The following is a 17,407-nucleotide window of genomic DNA, read 5'->3' as shown; positions in this document are numbered from 1 at the left end:
AACAGGATTATTATGAAAAGTATTATCAGCACAGAAAACGCGCCAGGCGCAATCGGCACCTACAGCCAAGCAGTAAAAGTGTCTAACACTGTTTATTTGTCTGGCCAAATCCCTTTAATTCCAGAAACAATGGAAGTCATTGATGGTGGTTTTAAAGAGCAAACTGAACAAGTATTTAAGAACTTGGTCGCAGTATGCGAAGCAGCAGGTGGCTCAATCAATGATATGGTCAAAGTGAACATATTCATGACTGATTTATCTAATTTTTCGACCGTGAATGAAATCATGAGTCAATATTTTCTAGAGCCGTATCCAGCAAGAGCTGCAGTTCAAGTATCTCGTTTACCGAAAGACGTAGAAATTGAAATCGACGGTATCATGGAGATTCCAAACGTCGCCTAATCTTATATAAGTTCATATTGGCGTGATCGAAACCAACTCTGCATCGAAGTTACTCATATACACTTGTATACTGCGTTACTTCTCTTTGATTGAGTATCGTTCACACTTCATCTGAACTATAAGATGCTTGGACTTAAATTAAAAACAAAAAAATTAGCCAAATGTGTTTTTCAAAACAATTCGCATTTAGGCGAGGCGCTGGAGCAATAAATTAATGAGGGTACAATAGGTACGTGATTGAATTTCATTACTTTAGCAACACAGAAACAATGTAAATTATGAAGAAAAAATGACTCCAGAAAGACATCAACGAATCTTAGAGATGCTTAACAAACGCCAACCTGACCTAACCGTTTGTATGGAAGGCGTGCACAAAACTCACAACCTCGCAGCGGTTGTACGTACCTGCGATGCGATAGGCGTGAGCGATGTCCATGCAGTATGGAAAAATGAGCGCATGCGAGTTTCTGGCGGCAGTGCTGCAGGCAGTCAAAACTGGGTTGATGTTCATAACTACTCAAGCACAAAAGATGCGATTAAGGTATTAAAGCAGCAAAACATGCAGGTATTAGTAACAAACTTGTCAGATACAGCAGTCGACTTTAGAGAAATTGATTACACTAAACCAACGGCAATTATTTTAGGCCAAGAAAAATTTGGCGCATCTGATGTTGCTAAAGAAATGGCTGACCATGACATCGTAATTCCTATGGTTGGCATGGTGCAATCTCTTAATGTATCAGTTGCAAATGCAGTCGTTTTATATGAAGCACAGCGACAACGTGTTGCCGCTGGATTATACGAAAAAGCCACCATCAGCGAAGAAGTTCGCCAACGAATGTTATTTGAAGGCGGTCATCCTATTTTCGCTAAAGTTTGTAAAACCAAAGGTTTACCTTTCCCACATATTGATGATGACGGTCAGATCGTCGCCTGTGATGATTGGTGGAAAAAAATGCAGATGACCCAAGAATCATGGCAAGACATCGACGACTAGGCATCACCAATAAATAATGAGCAGTAGAGCAACGGAAGGACTCACCAATCTAGCGCAGTTACCTATTTCTGCGCTTAAAGGCGTTGGCCCAAGCATGGTCGAGAAGTTTGCCAAACTCAGTTTACACTCTGTTCAAGATTTACTGTTTCATTTACCCCTTCGATATGAAGACAGAACACGAATTACCGCAATTCGTGACTTAATTCCCGGTGTTTATACCAACATTATTGGACAAGTGACCAACAGCCAAGTGATACAAGGTCGACGTCGAATGCTGGTCGTTACGATAAATGATGGATCAGGCTCGCTTGATTTACGTTTCTTTCATTTTACGGCCGCTCAAAAGAACAACTTGTCCATCGGGACTGAAGTCCGTTGCTATGGTGAAATACAACGCGGCCCTCGTAGTTTTCAAATTGTACACCCCGAATATAAACAACTGGACAACGACCATGCTTTAACGCCTGTTGAAGAAACACTAACGCCTGTTTACCCGACGACTGATGGCCTAAGGCAGCTCACTTTAAGAAATATTTCTGAGCAAGCACTAAAACGATTATCCATGGGCTCTGTGCAAGAATTACTTCCTGCAGAGTTTGTTAATGAACCTTTTACCTTAGCTGAAGCGTTGGCGATTATTCATCGACCACCACCAGAAACATCAACCACACAAATTGAAGAAGGCAAACACCCTGCTCAACTCCGTTTGATTAAAGAAGAATTGTTAGCGCAAAACCTAAGCATGTTAAAGCTACGCGCCTCAACAGAGAAAGATTTCGCGGTTAGTTTTAAAGTAGATCAGCAGCTCAACAAGCAATTTTTGGACAGCTTGCCATTTTCACCCACTAACGCACAAGCAAGAGTCGTTGAAGAAATTAGAAAGGATCTGCAAAAAGAAACACCGATGATGCGCTTAGTGCAGGGAGATGTTGGCTCGGGTAAAACCCTAGTGGCTGCACTTGCGGCAATAACGGCTATTAGCCAAGGCTATCAAGTTGCTTTAATGGCGCCGACAGAAATACTGGCAGAGCAACACGCCATTAATTTTCAAAAGTGGTTTGAACCGCTTGAGTTCAATGTTGGCTGGCTTGCAGGTAAGACAAAAGCAAAAGCACGCGCCATTGCCTTAGAACAAATGGCCAATGGTAATATTCAACTCGCCGTAGGCACCCATGCGTTATTTCAAGAGCAAGTTAGCTTTAAAAATTTGGCATTAATTATTATTGATGAACAACACAGGTTTGGCGTTCATCAACGCTTGTCGTTGCGTGAAAAAGGCAATATTTCCGGTAAACACCCACACCAATTGATCATGACGGCAACACCCATTCCTCGTACATTAGCGATGACCGCTTATGCAGACTTGGATACTTCCGTTATCGACGAATTACCGCCGGGCAGAACGCCGATTAAAACCATTGCACTACCTGACACACGACGTGACGATGTTATTGAACGCATTCGTGAAGGCTGTACCAATGATAACCGCCAGGCTTATTGGGTATGTACGCTCATTGAAGAATCAGAAGTATTGCAATGCCAAGCAGCCGAAGACACCGCGACGTACCTACAAGCACAGCTTCCTGAATTAAACATCGGTTTAGTGCATGGCAGAATGAAAGCAGCTGAAAAACAGCAAGTGATGGAAGCGTTTAAATCAGCCGAATTGCATTTATTGGTTGCCACAACCGTAATTGAGGTGGGCGTTGATGTACCAAACTCCAGCTTGATGGTGATTGAAAATCCAGAGCGACTTGGGCTAGCACAGTTACATCAGCTAAGAGGCCGAGTTGGCCGTGGCGCGGTCGCATCACACTGCGTGTTAATGTACAAAACACCACTGACAAAAACTGCCACCAAGCGCCTAGCAGTGCTACGTGAAAGCAATGACGGCTTTGTTATTGCCCAAAAAGATTTAGAAATTCGTGGTCCTGGTGAGCTACTGGGCACCCGTCAAACCGGTTTAGCCGAATTAAAAATTGCTGATTTAGTGAGAGATGCAGCACTTGTACCAGAAGTACAGCAGCATGCTTACCAGCTATGGAAGAAATATCCCGAGCAAGCACTTTTGCTTATCGATCGCTGGCTAGGTAGCAAAGAAAAATATTCGAACGCCTAGGACGTTCTCATTTCCCTCTCATTTGCTCAATTAACAAACAATCACAGTTTTTTTATCCAGTTCAAATATACTTCTAGTATTGATTAATGCCGCGCCACAGGATTGAAAATGTTTAAGGTCGCCGTTTTTAGTAGTAAAAAGTACGATAAAGCTTTTTTAGAAAAATATAATGTTGATACAGATCTTGAATTTACGTTTTTTGAATCAAAGTTGTCTCGAGAAACTGTCGATCTTGCTCAGGGCTTTGATGCTATTTGTATGTTCGTTAACGATCACGCCGACAAATTCGTCCTCGATCACTTAAAAGATTTTGGCATCAAAGTGATCGCTCTACGATGTGCTGGCTTCAATAACATAGATATAGATTACGCCGCTCGTCATGGTTTCAAACTCTGCCGAGTGCCTGAGTATTCACCTGAAGCGGTGGCCGAACACACCGTTGGACTAATGCTGACTTTGAGCCGTAAATTTCATAAAGCCTATAATCGTATTCGAGAAGATAATTTTGCACTCGATGGGTTAATGGGTTTCAATTTACACCAGAAAACGGTGGGTATTGTTGGCACAGGAAACATCGGTTTAGCGACAACAAAAATCTTGACCGGTTTTGGCTGCAAGCTTATTTGTTATGATCCGAACGAAAGCGAACAGGTTAAGCAACTAGGTGCCGAGTATGTCTCACTAGATGAGCTCTTTAGGCGTTCTGATATCATTTCCTTACATTGTCCTTTGTTAAACAGCACCCACCATTTAATTAATGAAGACACTCTTCAACTGATGAAAAAAGGCGCCATGCTGATAAACACCAGTCGCGGCGGACTAATAGACAGTGTCGCCATAGTAAAAGCACTATTAAGCAGGCAATTGGGCTATTTAGGGATTGATGTTTATGAACTTGAAAGCAGCCTGTTCTTTGAAGATTTATCTGGCGAAATAATTGATGACGATGTATTTGTTCGTTTAGCGTCACTCCCCAATGTGGTTATTACGGGTCATCAAGGCTTTTTCACCGAAGAGGCTATTTCAACAATCGCTAAAACAACGGTCGGCTCATTAACAACTTTACTGTCTAACCAGCAATTAGATAACGAATTTTTACTGTGCTAATTAACCGCTGAGGTTGATAACAATATCAGCTGTAATGGGTATTTTACCAACAGAGCACTTGTTAAAATGCGTAATACAATAATAGCAAAAATAAATACTTTACCTTGCAGTTAAAATTTAAATTCAGTTACAATCCTTGCGTTATCCTTCATATCAAAAAGAAGTGATACCAGAACTTGTCGGAGTGCCCTAGGCTGAGATCGCATTTATTTGCGGGATCCGTAGAACCTGATCAGAGTAATTTCTGCGAAGGGAACAAGCTCGAGAATACCCTTATGGGGTAGTCTCGTCCTCGTTTTATCATACCTAAACTCCGCCTAAATCTATCCAAAATTTAAAGGCAGAGCAATGAGTTCAATTAATCGTCGTCAACAACGAAAAGACGCACAAAACTTTATAGAAAATTTATCCAATCAGACATTCCCGAATTCAAAAAAGGTCTATGTACAGGGAAAATTGCACGAGATCAACGTGGGTATGCGTGAAATACACCAATCGCCCAGCTTAATCGGTGGAGATGAAAAAAATCCCATTTATCAAGAAAACGAAGCAATATGCGTTTACGACACCTCGGGATTTTATACTGACGGTGAAGTAACAATTGATGTTCGACAAGGACTTCCCAAGCTTCGAGAGCAATGGATAATCGATCGACAAGACGTCACTGTACTTGATAACGCCAGCTCGCAATTTAGTCAAAAGCGATTAGCCGATGACGGCCTTGATCACATCCGTTTTGACCAGCTTCCTATCGTTAGAAAGGCGCTACCCGGTAAAAACGTCACCCAAATGCACTATGCTCGACAAGGCATTATTACCCCAGAAATGGAATACATTGCCATCCGAGAGAACTTACAACGTGATGCAGTAAAGAGTGAAATACTGACACAGCAACATCAAGGTCAGGCACACGGCGCTCAGATCCCACAACAAATTACCCCAGAATTTGTTCGTGATGAAGTCGCTCAAGGTCGTGCCATCATTCCACTAAACATCAATCACCCTGAAGCTGAGCCGATGATTATTGGCCGCAACTTTTTAATTAAGGTAAACGCCAATATCGGTAATTCTGCCGTTTCTTCTTCTATTGAGGAGGAGGTTGAAAAATTAGTGTGGTCGACAAAATGGGGCGCGGATACGGTGATGGATTTGTCCACCGGACGCTATATTCACGAAACACGAGAATGGATCATTCGCAACTCTCCCGTCCCGATTGGTACAGTTCCTATCTACCAAGCATTGGAAAAAGTGAATGGCGTAGCTGAAGACTTAACTTGGGAAATATTCAAAGACACCTTAATTGAACAAGCCGAGCAAGGGGTGGATTACTTCACTATTCATGCCGGTGTACTACTTCGTTATGTGCCGATGACGGCAAAACGGTTAACCGGCATCGTCTCTCGCGGCGGATCGATAATGGCAAAATGGTGTTTAGCGCATCACCAAGAAAATTTCTTGTACGCACATTTTGAAGACATTTGTCAGATCATGAAGGCCTACGATGTGTCGTTTTCATTAGGAGATGGTTTACGTCCCGGCTCGATTGCCGACGCCAATGACGAAGCACAGTTTGCTGAACTTCATACTTTAGGCGAGCTAACCCAAATCGCTTGGCAACACGACGTACAAGTGATGATTGAAGGCCCTGGTCATGTACCTCTGCACATGGTTAAGGCCAACATGGAAGAACAGCTTAAGCACTGCGATGAAGCGCCGTTCTACACCTTAGGGCCACTGACCACAGATATTGCTCCCGGTTACGACCATATAACTTCTGGTATCGGGGCAGCAAACATTGGTTGGTATGGCTGTGCCATGCTGTGCTATGTCACTCCCAAAGAACACTTAGGGCTACCCAATAAAGAAGATGTAAAAGAAGGGTTGATCACTTATAAATTGGCCGCCCATGCGGGTGATTTAGCCAAAGGACACCCGGGCGCACAAATCCGTGATAATGCTCTATCAAAAGCTCGTTTTGAATTTCGTTGGTATGATCAATTCAACCTAGGCTTAGACCCTGAGCGCGCCAAAGCATACCACGACGAAACATTGCCTCAAGAATCAGGCAAAGTCGCTCACTTTTGCTCTATGTGTGGTCCCAAATTCTGCTCAATGAAAATCACTCAAGAAGTGCGTGATTACGCGGAGAATCTCGAAAAATCACAGCAAGGAATGAAAGATAAGTCGGCCGAGTTTAAAGCCTCTGGCGGACAAATTTATCGCGCCGCATTGTAGTAAAAGCCAAGGAATAACCATGAAAGCTTTTACAGACAAACGCATAAATGATGCAAATCATGAGGTGACTATTGCGGTGATCGGTGCAGGCTTAATGGGCAGACTTACTGCCCTTGAGCTTCATCGCTGCGGTTATCATGTGACTTTAATTGATAAAGATAACAAAGATGGTAAAGCCAGCAGCGCCTACGCGGCGGCTGGTTTGCTGACGCCTTTAGGTGAAGCCCTACATGCCGATACCAGTATTGTTGAAATGGGGCTAGAAGCATTAACACTATGGCCTAGTATATTATCAAGCTTAGATGAGCACGTTTTCTTTCAACAAGCTGGCGCCTTAATGGTGAGTCACGAGCAAGATAAAGGTGATTATGAACGCCATCAACGGTTCTTGTTCCGTTATTTTAAGCACCACAATATTCAAGCACTTGATCGCCAGCAGTTACTTGAATTGGAGCCAGAGCTTGGCCGCAATTTTCAACGAGGACTCTATTTACCACCAGAGGGACAACTGGGCAATCGCCGACTGTTAATTGCGCTTAAAAAACAGTTAGAACGTGAGCAGGTACCTTGGCTTTCAGAATGTGAGGTCACTAATATCTTCCCGCATGGTACTTCAAACTCGCCAGATAAAACGGTGATCGAGTATCAAAAACGCTCAAGCAACAAACAGCTACCGAACAAAAAACTGGCGGTAGATTTAGCTATTGATTGTCGAGGTGTTGGTGCTTGTCTAAATCCTCGTGGGACAAAGAAAACCAATAGCGCAATGCAAATAGCAGATTTACGTGCCATACGCGGTGAGCTCTTTCAACTGTACGCCCCGCATGTACATTTGCATCGTCCCGTACGTTTAATGCACCCAAGATACCAACTATATATCGCCCCTAAACCTCGCGGTTATTTTGTCGTAGGCGCAACAGAGATTGAAAGTGATGATATGTCACCGATGACCGTACGTTCTGCAATGGAGTTGTTAAGCGCGGCTTACAGTGTGCACCCGGGTTTAGCAGAGGCGAATATTCGTCAACATGTTAGTCATTGTCGCCCTGCTTTTAGTGATAATCAGCCTAAAATAAGCAGCCAACCGGGGATTATTCAGGTTAATGGCTTGTACCGGCACGGTTTCTTAATTGCCCCCGTTATCCTTCAACAAATCAAACAAGCCGTGAATAACGCATGCTCACAGTCCAATCAACAAATGGAGCATTTTAGATGAAAGTTTTTATCAATGGCGAGTCAATAATTTTACCAACAAATAGCACCATTGAATGTGCGCTTGAAATACATTTTAAAAGCAAGAGACGGCCGACGTTTGCCCTTGCATTGAATCAAGCTTTTGTCGGTAAAACGCTCTACGCCAGCACCCAACTTAAACACGGCGATAGCATCGATATTTTGCTGCCTATCCAAGGAGGATGATAATGGCTTTAAATATTTACGGTACAGCATTGGAATCTCGATTACTCATTGGCAGTGCGTTATACCCATCACCTAAAATCATGAAACAAGCCATTTTGGCCAGTGGCTCAAAAGTGGTGACTTTATCGCTCAAGCGCCAATCTCCCCATGCAAAATCAGGACAGAAAATTTGGCAATACATACAAGAAATCATCACAATTGTCGACGGTCACTTGCTACCCAACACCGCAGGTTGTAAATCCGCCCAAGAAGCAGTGACGCTGGCGGAAATGAGTCGAGAAATATTTCAGACGAATTGGATAAAGCTGGAAGTAATAGGCGATGAATATAACTTGCAACCCGATGCGATTGAGCTGCTATCGGCAACCAAGCAGTTAATCAGCAACGGCTTTAAGGTACTGCCCTACTGTACCGATGATTTAGTGCTTTGCCAGAGATTATGGGACTTAGGCTGTGATGTCATCATGCCTTGGGCTTCACCTATCGGAACAGGCAAAGGCTTAATGAATCCTTATAATTTAGAGACTATCCGTTTTAGGCTACCTCAAGCCACACTAATACTCGATGCTGGAATTGGTAAACCATCGGATGCATGCATCGCTATGGAAATGGGTTACGACGGAGTCTTGCTAAACAGTGCTATTGCGCTCGCAGAAAATCCGACCAAAATGGCCAGCGCCTTTAAACAAGCACTACAGGCTGGTGAACAAGGGTATGTCGCTGGCGTGATGAAAGAGCGTCAAACTGCTCACCCAAGCACACCCACCCTCGATACGCCTTTTTGGCATCAATCAAATTAGCGAATCATACAAATGAATAAAGTTATTCTATGGTCAATTGCTGGTCACGACTGTTCGGGTGGCGCAGGCATTAGCGCTGATACTAAAACGGGTCATGTACTAGGTGCAGAAATGTGCTCAATAATGACTGCTAATACCAGCCAAAATTCACAACAGTTAGTTAATGTATATCCTGTTCCAGCTCTTGTATTGAAAGAGCAAGCGGAGCTTTTACTGGCAGATAAGTCACCGCACGCCATTAAGATTGGCTTAGTCGCCAGCCTAGAGCAACTACAATGGCTGGTTGGGTTTCTAAAAAAACTGCGTGAATTACAGCCTAAAGTAATTATCGTTTTTGATCCTGTAATATCAGCAAGTGTTGGCGGATTTTTGTCATTAATGACCGCCAAGCAACTGTTGCCGCTACTACCGCATATTGACGTGATCACCCCTAATCTTTATGAAGCGCAACAGCTAACAAATTCGACTAATTCATCGAAAGTTGAATTAGCTAAATCACTTAAATTATACGGTGTTAAGAACGTAATTATTACTGGCGGGCACGGCAAAGATACACTTTGTTCCGATCTCGCTTTGTCGGAAAAACAAATTAAATTTAGTTTAAGTTCATCCATGATCTCAACCCAGCATAGCCATGGCGGTGGTTGTAGTTATTCTACTGCTGTGGCGACCTTTTTAGCACAAGGGCATTTACTCAGGGACAGCTTTACCTTAGCCAAAGCATTCATTAATCAAGGCCTTAACGTCAATGTCGGCAAGAATGCTCACTATGGCGCGTTTGAGCAACGCGGTTTTCCAATTGAGCCTGCTAATTTTCCAGCAGTTACTGATGATATAAGCGAACATTATCAAAAACTTTCGCGATTCCCTTCACTAGGTTTATGTGGCAATGAAGGGAACAGTGAAAATTTGTTAGGCTTATACCCTATAGTTGACTCCATTGATTGGCTAGAGAAGCTCTTACCTTTAGGATTAAAAATCATTCAACTGCGTATTAAACACCTAAATGGACAGGCGTTGGCAACGACGATTAAACAAGCCGTTACACTGAGTGAACGGTATAACACCCGATTATTCATTAATGATCATTGGCAACTAGCAATAGAATTGGGCGCTTACGGCGTGCATCTTGGACAAGAGGATTTAGCTACCAGCGATCTGTATGCAATCGCTCAGGCTGGCCTTCGATTAGGGATCAGCACACACGGCTGTTATGAATTCTTGTTAGCACAACAGTTAAAGCCTTCTTATCTGGCCATAGGCGCGATCTTTCCTACAAAAACAAAAGATATGACAGGACAAATACAAGGCATTGAAAATTTAGAAAAAATACTAATGCTCAGAGAAAACATCCCTGTTGTGGCTATCGGCGGCATAACCCTAAATAAAGTAGCGCAGGTCTTAGCGACCGGAGTTGATAGTATTGCAATAGTTACAGCGATTACACAAGCAAACGATTATCGGCAAGCCGTTGAGGCGTTTAACCGACAAATACAAGCTCACCATCGTGCATAACATCTGCTCTGTCGGTGCTAATTATTTTCCGACAGAGCAATTGAAATGGCATTTTTATTCAATATTGATTGTAGGGGCCCACTCATGCCACTCATCAATAAATTCTTGTTGTAGCGTAAAGCTGTGGCCATTAGCGACGGGAACATAGCCATCAGCGGATTCGGGTGTAGCAAAAGCAACGCCCCCTGCCAAAATTGTTTCTACGGATTCTGAGTCAATAGTGACGCCGGAGAATAAGCCAGCTTCAACATGAACACCGCTAGTATTCCAAAATTGGCTTTGCGCTGTCACTAAGTTCTTATATTTGGGGACGATATTAAGGTAAATATTAACCTTGTCTGCGCCAGCAGACAAATCAACACCAATGACTTTACCTACTTTAACTTGTCGATACAGTACGGGGTCTCCCACCCTGACCGAGCCCAATTGCTGAGCCACCAAGGTAACATTCAACCCATAGGGTAGATAAGTTACTGCCGGTGCAATATCTTCTGCGTAAAATTGCGTTTTCTCTGCACCTGTGCCTGGTAGCGCACTGATATAGCTTTCAATAATGGCATCTAAATTTTGTGATCCCACTAAGCCTAGTTGCGGCTGTGCCAACCAATATTTGCTGCCTTCAACGGCAAATTTACGGCCTGCATCATTGAGAAAAACAAGTGCTGTAACGCCGAACTCACCATGCTCAAAGTTCAAACGTTCTACAAGCCCAATGGATTGCCCTTTATATTTAATGGCCATATTGGCTTTTAAGCCTTCAAGCTCATTAAAGTAAATTGTCACAGGTTTACCTGCAGATTCTGCCATCGCTACATTTTTGTATAACGTAAAATTGTCACCTTCTTTTACTGGTATCTGTTGGTCATCTCCCTCACCGTTATAAAAGCTGATGCCACCTTTTAAAATGGTATCCACAGATTCAGTTTTCATCACCACTTTACTTAAACTACCCGTGATTGTTACGCCACTTGCGCTATAAAAGCGTGTGAAGCCGTTAATCAAGTGGCGATATTCTTGAGCGATAGTTAAGTGAATCAAGACATTGTCATCCTGCTCATTTAACGAAATATTATCCACTTGCCCAACAACTACCCCTCGGTAACTTACCGGGCTACCAGAACTTGCAACATTACCCGACTCTGCAATTAACGATATTTGCAAACCATCAGCCGTTATCGGCTTTTGTGGAGGTTCAAGTAATGCGTTAAAACGGCTGGCAGGCTCGCCGTCTCCAACACTGACATTAAAATAATCTCCACCGAAAAGTGCGTCAGTATCGTCTAATCCTGACAGTGTTATTTGAGCTTTCGCTAACCAAAACTGACTGCCTTCACGTAAAATAAACTCAAATTCGGGTAAAATACCTACATGAATGAACACTTGCTCTTGGTAACGACTAATAGCGTGGACCGATCCAATTTTTTCTCCACCATACATAATACGCATGCCACGTTTAATGCCCTTAGTGGTTGTAGTGACTAAATCAATAGCTATTCGCTCTTTGGCAATGTTTTTGTTTTGAAGTAAGGTGTATATGTCGCCATTTTTCGGGCGCTCAGCATCATCGCGATGCCCAACATCAAAGGCAATACCGCCTTTAAGTATTGTTTGTAGCGACTGCGTTTGTACCTCAATGTTTTGAATACTGCCTGATATCCTTACACCGCTTGCATTCCAAAAGCGACTATCTGTGGTGACATAGTCTTGATAGCTAGGTTGAATAAAAATATGGACTAAGAACTGATTAGGCCCTTTGTTTTCGATTGCTTGAATCGAACCAACAACTTGTTGTTCGAAATAGATACTTGAACCCACTTTTAATGATTCAACGTGATCAGATTTCAGCACCAAATGTAAGCCAGGTTCTGAATATTTATACGCAGGTTCAACACTGTAGACCATAAATTCGTCTTTGAGGTCACCCTTTAATGACGGACGAAACTTAATTTGTGAACCAGCAATAAGTTGATTGAGGTTGGTTGCACCGCCTAAGTCAAACTCAGGAGCAGCGATAAAGAATTGCGCTTCTGTGGTTAAATAAGGAGCAATTCTAGGGTTCATTTTCACTTTAGCTCTGATTTGACGCGTCACGGGATCTATTTTTTCAAATGAATCAACCCGGCCAATCGTCAACCCTTGATAGACTACCGATGCACCGATATCGACATTGGCGTTCCAACCTAACACTAAGGTCACTTCGTGGCCCATTTGTGCATCGAGAAAATCATCAAACAACTGAAAGTTTTGTCCATTTTCGGCCTCTGTTGATTCAGCCTCGAACGATAAATTATCAAAGGCAATGCCACCAGAAATGATACTCGCTAACGACTCCGTATTAACTTTTATACCTGAGGTTACAGAGCCTGTAATTTGAACGCCACTAACGTTCCAAAAACGAGTACTTTCTTTCACTAAACTGGCATATTCTGGTTCAATAAAGACATGTATTTTGACTTCTTCTTTTTCCGCATCATATTGATGCCCTGACACGTAACCGACATTGATTTGCTTAAAGCTCACTGGCGAATTTTTCGCAACTGACCCCAATTTATTTGCGCTTAAAGTGATATGTAAGCCTGGCACTGCTTGTGATAGCTCAGGCGCTTCTTTTATTGCGACGAACTCGCGCTGAGTTACACCATCTCCTGCAACATCCGGCTGTATATTGATATAGCTGCCAGAAAGCAAGGTATCTAAACCTGATACCCCTTGAAACGAGACATCTGCAGTAACATACCAGAACAGAGTTTTATCGGTTAAGGTATTTTTTGATGCTCCTATCATTTCAATTTCAACCAATACACTTTGCAGGTCGTCTGACACAACTACATCGCTCACCGTTCCAACAGTTAGACCTTTATATCTGACTTCCGTTTTGCCGATAACAATGCCGTTTGCATTTTCAAATTGAACCGTAATAAACACACCACGATCGGCGATAGCTTTAAACACCAGCCAACCACCAAATAATAAAGCAATCATCGGTACAAGCCATACCGCTGAAATACCTCTTGCGTTTTTGACGATCAATTCCGGACTTTCTTGCAAACTCTCAGTCATTGTCATTCCCGTTATTATTTTTATCCCACAGCAAGCGAGCATCAAAGCTTTCAGCTGCAATCATTGTAAACACTACCATCAAGGCGAAATAAGTAATTCCCATTGCCGCCTCTACATTGGTCAGAAAACCAAGATTTACCACCCCTGCCATGATGGCAACAACAAACACATCCAACATTGACCAAGGACCTAAAAACTCAACCAAATGATATAGCTTACTCTTCTGAGCCATAGTGAGCGTTGAATTAAATTTCGTATTATAAATCAGTACAAACAGCCCCATTATTTTTCCAAGAGGAACGATAAAGCTGGCAATAAAAATGATCAATGCCACCGGATACATGCCAAAATCAATAAAAATAGCAATACCTTCTAAGATCGTTGATGCGTCTGGGTTACCTAAGGTATAAAACACCATCATAGGATAGATGTTGGCTGGTATGAACATCACTAAGGCAGCAATGGTCCAAGCAAATGTATATTGCAAACTATGAGGTTTGCGTATACTGAAAACCTTATTACACCGCGGACACGGTTGTTTTTCTTGTGTTATTTTTACGAGTTTATGGCAACAAGGACAACAGCCTAAGCCTTGCGATTTTGCACTAATCATCCAGTGCCTGTTCCATATGTTCCCAGAAATGATGATGATCCATGGTAACCGAAATCAAGGTAGAGCATAGTAGCAACAAAATAAGGCTCAATAAGCCTCCTTCTAATGACAAATCAGCTAACTCAACCAACTTATACATAGATACAACTATGCCGAAGAAGAACACGTGAATCATCGCCCAGCTATCGAGAATATGGTAGGAACGAAAAAATACAAAAAGCGACGGCGTGACTTTCTTTCGATAGATCGCAAAAGAGATATAAAACGCAGAAAAAAGTCGCACTAAAGGAATTGCTAAGGTAAACATAAATAAACTGAAGGCAATGACATAAAAGCCTTGGTTGATCATTAGAGCGATGCAGTCAAAAAGCGATGCATTGTTGTATATTCCCGCAGCACCAATACCAATAATAGGCAACATCAATGTAGGAATATATAACAACATCCCCGCTAATGATATTGCGAGCGTTCGCTCAATAGGATTATGTTTGCATTCGTACACAGTACTGTTGCATTGAGGACACAGTGCTTTTTGACCTGGTTTGATTGCAGGCGTAATAGAAAGTCCGTCGCAAAGGTGACATACATTAAAATTATCTATTACCTGCCGAGAACCCATTCTAGTAACCTATTGAATAAAGGTGTGTTTGAAATTTAGTGTATGCCATTGAGAATGATTATCCAATTATTTTTAGGTATAAAAAAAGCAGCATTTCTGCTGCTTTTTGTTAACAAACAAACAATTGTTACAATGAAGAAATAAACTCTGCAATATCAGCAATATCTTGGTCTGATAATTTCACAGCAATATTTTGCATCATACTGTTCATGTCGTTTTTACGAGCACCACTGCGGAACTTATCAAGCTGACCTTTGATGTAGTCAGTGTTTTGATTCGCTAGGCTTGGGAACATTGCACTGGCCATGCCGTCACCTGATGGGCTATGACATGCCGCACATGCTGTGATTCCACGACTTGCATCACCACCGAAGTATAGCTTTTTCCCTGCTTCGTTAACATTTGCTGGTTTCGCTACTTTACTCATCTTTTGGGTTGCGAAGTAAGCTGCTAAATTTTTCATGTCATCAGCAGATAACGCGGCAACCATGCCCGCCATTACTGGGTCGTTTCGAACACCCGATTTAAACTCTACCAGTTGCTTTTCAAGATAAGCTTCGTGTTGGCCTGCAATTTTCGGGTACATTGGCACTAATGCATTACCGTCATTACCGTGACACGCTGCACAAGTTGCTGCTTTCGCTTTACCTGCTGCTACATCACCAGCTACTTGCACTGGCCCTTTCGCCTTTTTCACGCTACCCGTTTTCGCAGTAACAGTGGGGTTTTTAAAGTAAGCACCCAAATCAGCAATTTCTTGCTCGGTTAGTGGCGCAGAAAAATTGTTCATTGCCGGATCTACACGATCACCTTCTTTAAAGTGTTTAAGTTGTTTTTCAATATACTCTGGGTGTTGTTTAGCAAGGTTAGGGTAAATTAATACATCACTGTTACCTTTATCACCATGACAACCAATACAAGCACCAATTGAACGAGACTCGTCACCGTTTTCATATAAGTATTTACCTGACGCTGCATCACCAACGATTGCCGCAGTTTGAGCTACAGGTGCTGGCGTTGACACTGGTGCAGCTGACTCAGTTGATGCAGCAGTAGCACCACCAATAGCTTCGCCTGCACGTGTATGTGCAGCGAAAAATGCACCTAAATCAGCCATATCTTGATCAGAAAGCGCTGCCGCCATTGGCGCCATGACAGGATCTTTACGTGTACCTTCTTTAAAGGCTTTTAATTGCTTTGCAATATAGTCTGCATGTTGACCGGCAAGGTTTGGATACATATCAATGGCACTGACACCTGTTGGACCATGACATGCTGCACAAGCTGCCGCTTTCGTTTTACCCGCTTCTGCATCGCCGGCAGCGTTTGCGTTAGCAAGCATACCTAAACCTAAAACAAGTGATACGATAACTTTTTTCATCGAACGCTCTCTGCTTATTTTTCTGCTTTGAATGATAGGCCGACTTAATCAATCGACTTTTTGTTTTGTAGACGTAACCCGACTATTTTACACGATTCTAATCTGTGTGTAAGAGTTTGTAATAAAAAAACCTGTAAAAATCAGGTGGTCAGAGTGCTCAAAATGTCAGTAAATTGACTACAAAAAATTAACAATTACGTCTCTATATCTAATCAATATCAGATTTTTTACAAACATTGACCTGTTTACCTAAAAAAATGGATATAATAGAGGCAGTAACCTACTTAATGGGACACCTTAGTGTTAGAGCAAACCGTTCATTTAAATAAAGCTAAATTTACCATTAGCGCCCCAGACATTAGACGTCTACCTGCTGATAGCGGTGTAGAGGTTGCTTTTGCTGGTCGTTCAAATGCTGGTAAGTCCAGCGCATTAAACACATTAACGCGTCAAAAAAGCTTAGCTAGAACCAGTAAAACACCTGGTCGAACGCAATTGATTAATGTTTTTGAAATTGCACCTGATCACCGCTTAGTCGATTTACCCGGTTATGGATTTGCTAAAGTCCCGTTAGAAATGAAAAAGAAATGGCAAAAAGCCCTAGGCGAGTACTTAGAAAAAAGAGAGTGCCTTAAGGGATTGGTCATCTTAATGGATATTCGTCATCCCCTTAAGGACCTAGACATGGACTTAATTCAGTGGGCGGCTGACAGCAACTTACCCGTTTTAGCATTACTGACAAAATCAGATAAGCTTTCGCAAGGCAAAGCCAGCGCTGAAGTACTAAAAGTGAAAAAGGCACTAGCGCCTCTTAACGCTGACATAAAAGTACAAGCTTTTTCATCGTTGAAAAAAACAGGAACAGCTCAAGCAGACAAAGTTATCTGTGATTGGTTTTTAAATGGTAATGCTTCGCCATATGAAGAAATAAACGACTCACCTGAGCAATAACTTCCCACTCAGCACATCAAAATTTAGGCATAAAAAAACCGGAAGTACAAAGTACTTCCGGCGGATTAGCTATGGGGAAAGCTAGAATATATAAAATTATTACAACAGGCGTTCACAAGGAACGATTGAATTATAGAGTACTTACTCAACAAAAGTAAAGTACTTACTCTAAAATAATTACAAATTTGT

At 42.3% G+C, this 17,407-nt stretch carries 14 protein-coding genes and 1 riboswitch; of the genes, 10 read left to right on the top strand and 4 right to left on the bottom strand.

Annotated features, from left to right (window positions below; genetic code table 11):
* Positions 1-9 precede the first annotated feature (9 nt).
* The 9 genes from QUE03_RS00670 to thiE all read left to right on the top strand — a co-directional run bounded on the left by QUE03_RS00670 (position 10) and on the right by thiE (position 10,594).
* Positions 10-402, top strand: coding sequence for a RidA family protein (locus QUE03_RS00670; protein WP_286267712.1), 393 nt, complete (start codon positions 10-12; stop codon positions 400-402).
* A 289-nt stretch (positions 403-691) separates the two neighbouring features.
* Positions 692-1,399: a tRNA (guanosine(18)-2'-O)-methyltransferase TrmH gene (gene trmH / locus QUE03_RS00665; protein WP_286264079.1), complete on the top strand. Its 708-nt coding sequence runs from the start codon at positions 692-694 to the stop codon at positions 1,397-1,399.
* Positions 1,400-1,415: 16 nt separating this feature from the next.
* A complete protein-coding gene (gene recG / locus QUE03_RS00660; RefSeq protein ID WP_286264077.1) occupies positions 1,416-3,518 on the top strand; it encodes an ATP-dependent DNA helicase RecG in 2,103 nt (700 codons plus the stop codon).
* A gap of 108 nt (positions 3,519-3,626) precedes the next feature.
* Complete coding sequence (locus QUE03_RS00655; RefSeq protein WP_286264075.1) at positions 3,627-4,625, top strand: 2-hydroxyacid dehydrogenase; 999 nt, start codon at positions 3,627-3,629, stop codon at positions 4,623-4,625.
* 170 nt (positions 4,626-4,795) lie between these two features.
* A riboswitch (TPP riboswitch) is annotated at positions 4,796-4,897 on the top strand.
* Positions 4,898-4,973: 76 nt separating this feature from the next.
* Positions 4,974-6,860: a phosphomethylpyrimidine synthase ThiC gene (gene thiC, locus QUE03_RS00650; RefSeq protein WP_286264073.1), complete on the top strand. Its 1,887-nt coding sequence runs from the start codon at positions 4,974-4,976 to the stop codon at positions 6,858-6,860.
* Between the two features lie 19 nt (positions 6,861-6,879).
* Entirely contained in the window at positions 6,880-8,076 is a 1,197-nt protein-coding gene (locus QUE03_RS00645; RefSeq protein ID WP_286264071.1) for an FAD-dependent oxidoreductase, read from the top strand.
* A complete protein-coding gene (thiS, locus tag QUE03_RS00640; protein WP_286264070.1) occupies positions 8,073-8,279 on the top strand; it encodes a sulfur carrier protein ThiS in 207 nt (68 codons plus the stop codon). Before QUE03_RS00645 ends, thiS begins: the two co-directional genes overlap by 4 nt.
* A 2-nt stretch (positions 8,280-8,281) precedes the next feature.
* The gene (locus QUE03_RS00635) at positions 8,282-9,079 is read left to right on the top strand and encodes a thiazole synthase (protein ID WP_434019799.1); all 798 of its coding nucleotides are present in this window, start codon (positions 8,282-8,284) and stop codon (positions 9,077-9,079) included.
* A 12-nt stretch (positions 9,080-9,091) separates the two neighbouring features.
* A complete protein-coding gene (gene thiE, locus QUE03_RS00630) occupies positions 9,092-10,594 on the top strand; it encodes a thiamine phosphate synthase (protein ID WP_286264068.1) in 1,503 nt (500 codons plus the stop codon).
* 54 nt (positions 10,595-10,648) lie between these two features.
* Here thiE and QUE03_RS00625 read toward each other — a convergent pair whose 3' ends face one another.
* The 4 genes from QUE03_RS00625 to QUE03_RS00610 form a co-directional block, all read right to left on the bottom strand.
* The gene (locus tag QUE03_RS00625; RefSeq protein ID WP_286264067.1) at positions 10,649-13,654 is read right to left on the bottom strand and encodes a PqiB family protein; all 3,006 of its coding nucleotides are present in this window, start codon (positions 13,652-13,654) and stop codon (positions 10,649-10,651) included.
* Positions 13,647-14,141, bottom strand: coding sequence for a paraquat-inducible protein A (locus QUE03_RS00620; protein WP_286264066.1), 495 nt, complete (start codon positions 14,139-14,141; stop codon positions 13,647-13,649). Before QUE03_RS00620 ends, QUE03_RS00625 begins: the two co-directional genes overlap by 8 nt.
* Positions 14,142-14,259: 118 nt before the next feature.
* Positions 14,260-14,886 carry a paraquat-inducible protein A gene (locus QUE03_RS00615; protein ID WP_286264065.1) on the bottom strand — a complete coding sequence of 209 codons (627 nt, stop codon included), beginning with the start codon at positions 14,884-14,886 and terminating at the stop codon, positions 14,260-14,262.
* Between the two features lie 127 nt (positions 14,887-15,013).
* Positions 15,014-16,267: a c-type cytochrome gene (locus tag QUE03_RS00610; protein WP_286264062.1), complete on the bottom strand. Its 1,254-nt coding sequence runs from the start codon at positions 16,265-16,267 to the stop codon at positions 15,014-15,016.
* A 300-nt stretch (positions 16,268-16,567) separates the two neighbouring features.
* On the opposite strand from QUE03_RS00610, the gene yihA reads away from it, so the two are divergent.
* On the top strand, positions 16,568-17,218 hold the full coding sequence (gene yihA, locus QUE03_RS00605; RefSeq protein WP_286264058.1) for a ribosome biogenesis GTP-binding protein YihA/YsxC: 651 nt from the start codon (positions 16,568-16,570) through the stop codon (positions 17,216-17,218).
* Positions 17,219-17,407 lie beyond the last annotated feature (189 nt).

The organism is Thalassotalea atypica, assembly GCF_030295975.1.
In the GTDB taxonomy this organism is placed as follows: Bacteria; Pseudomonadota; Gammaproteobacteria; order Enterobacterales; family Alteromonadaceae; genus Thalassotalea_F; species Thalassotalea_F atypica.
Note: the sequence above shows the minus strand (reverse complement) of the source record. Positions and strands in the feature narration are given on the sequence as shown.

What these genes read in the sequence shown, in the direction of transcription:
- trmH (WP_286264079.1), top strand. Translation starts at nt 692, where the DNA reads ATGACTCCAGAAAGACATCAACGAATCTTAGAGATGCTTAACAAACGC.
- recG (WP_286264077.1), top strand. Translation starts at nt 1,416, where the DNA reads ATGAGCAGTAGAGCAACGGAAGGACTCACCAATCTAGCGCAGTTACCT.
- QUE03_RS00655 (WP_286264075.1), top strand. Translation starts at nt 3,627, where the DNA reads ATGTTTAAGGTCGCCGTTTTTAGTAGTAAAAAGTACGATAAAGCTTTT.
- thiC (WP_286264073.1), top strand. Translation starts at nt 4,974, where the DNA reads ATGAGTTCAATTAATCGTCGTCAACAACGAAAAGACGCACAAAACTTT.
- QUE03_RS00645 (WP_286264071.1), top strand. Translation starts at nt 6,880, where the DNA reads ATGAAAGCTTTTACAGACAAACGCATAAATGATGCAAATCATGAGGTG.
- thiS (WP_286264070.1), top strand. Translation starts at nt 8,073, where the DNA reads ATGAAAGTTTTTATCAATGGCGAGTCAATAATTTTACCAACAAATAGC.
- QUE03_RS00635 (WP_434019799.1), top strand. Translation starts at nt 8,282, where the DNA reads ATGGCTTTAAATATTTACGGTACAGCATTGGAATCTCGATTACTCATT.
- thiE (WP_286264068.1), top strand. Translation starts at nt 9,092, where the DNA reads ATGAATAAAGTTATTCTATGGTCAATTGCTGGTCACGACTGTTCGGGT.
- QUE03_RS00625 (WP_286264067.1), bottom strand. Translation starts at nt 13,654, where the DNA reads ATGACTGAGAGTTTGCAAGAAAGTCCGGAATTGATCGTCAAAAACGCA.
- QUE03_RS00615 (WP_286264065.1), bottom strand. Translation starts at nt 14,886, where the DNA reads ATGGGTTCTCGGCAGGTAATAGATAATTTTAATGTATGTCACCTTTGC.
- QUE03_RS00610 (WP_286264062.1), bottom strand. Translation starts at nt 16,267, where the DNA reads ATGAAAAAAGTTATCGTATCACTTGTTTTAGGTTTAGGTATGCTTGCT.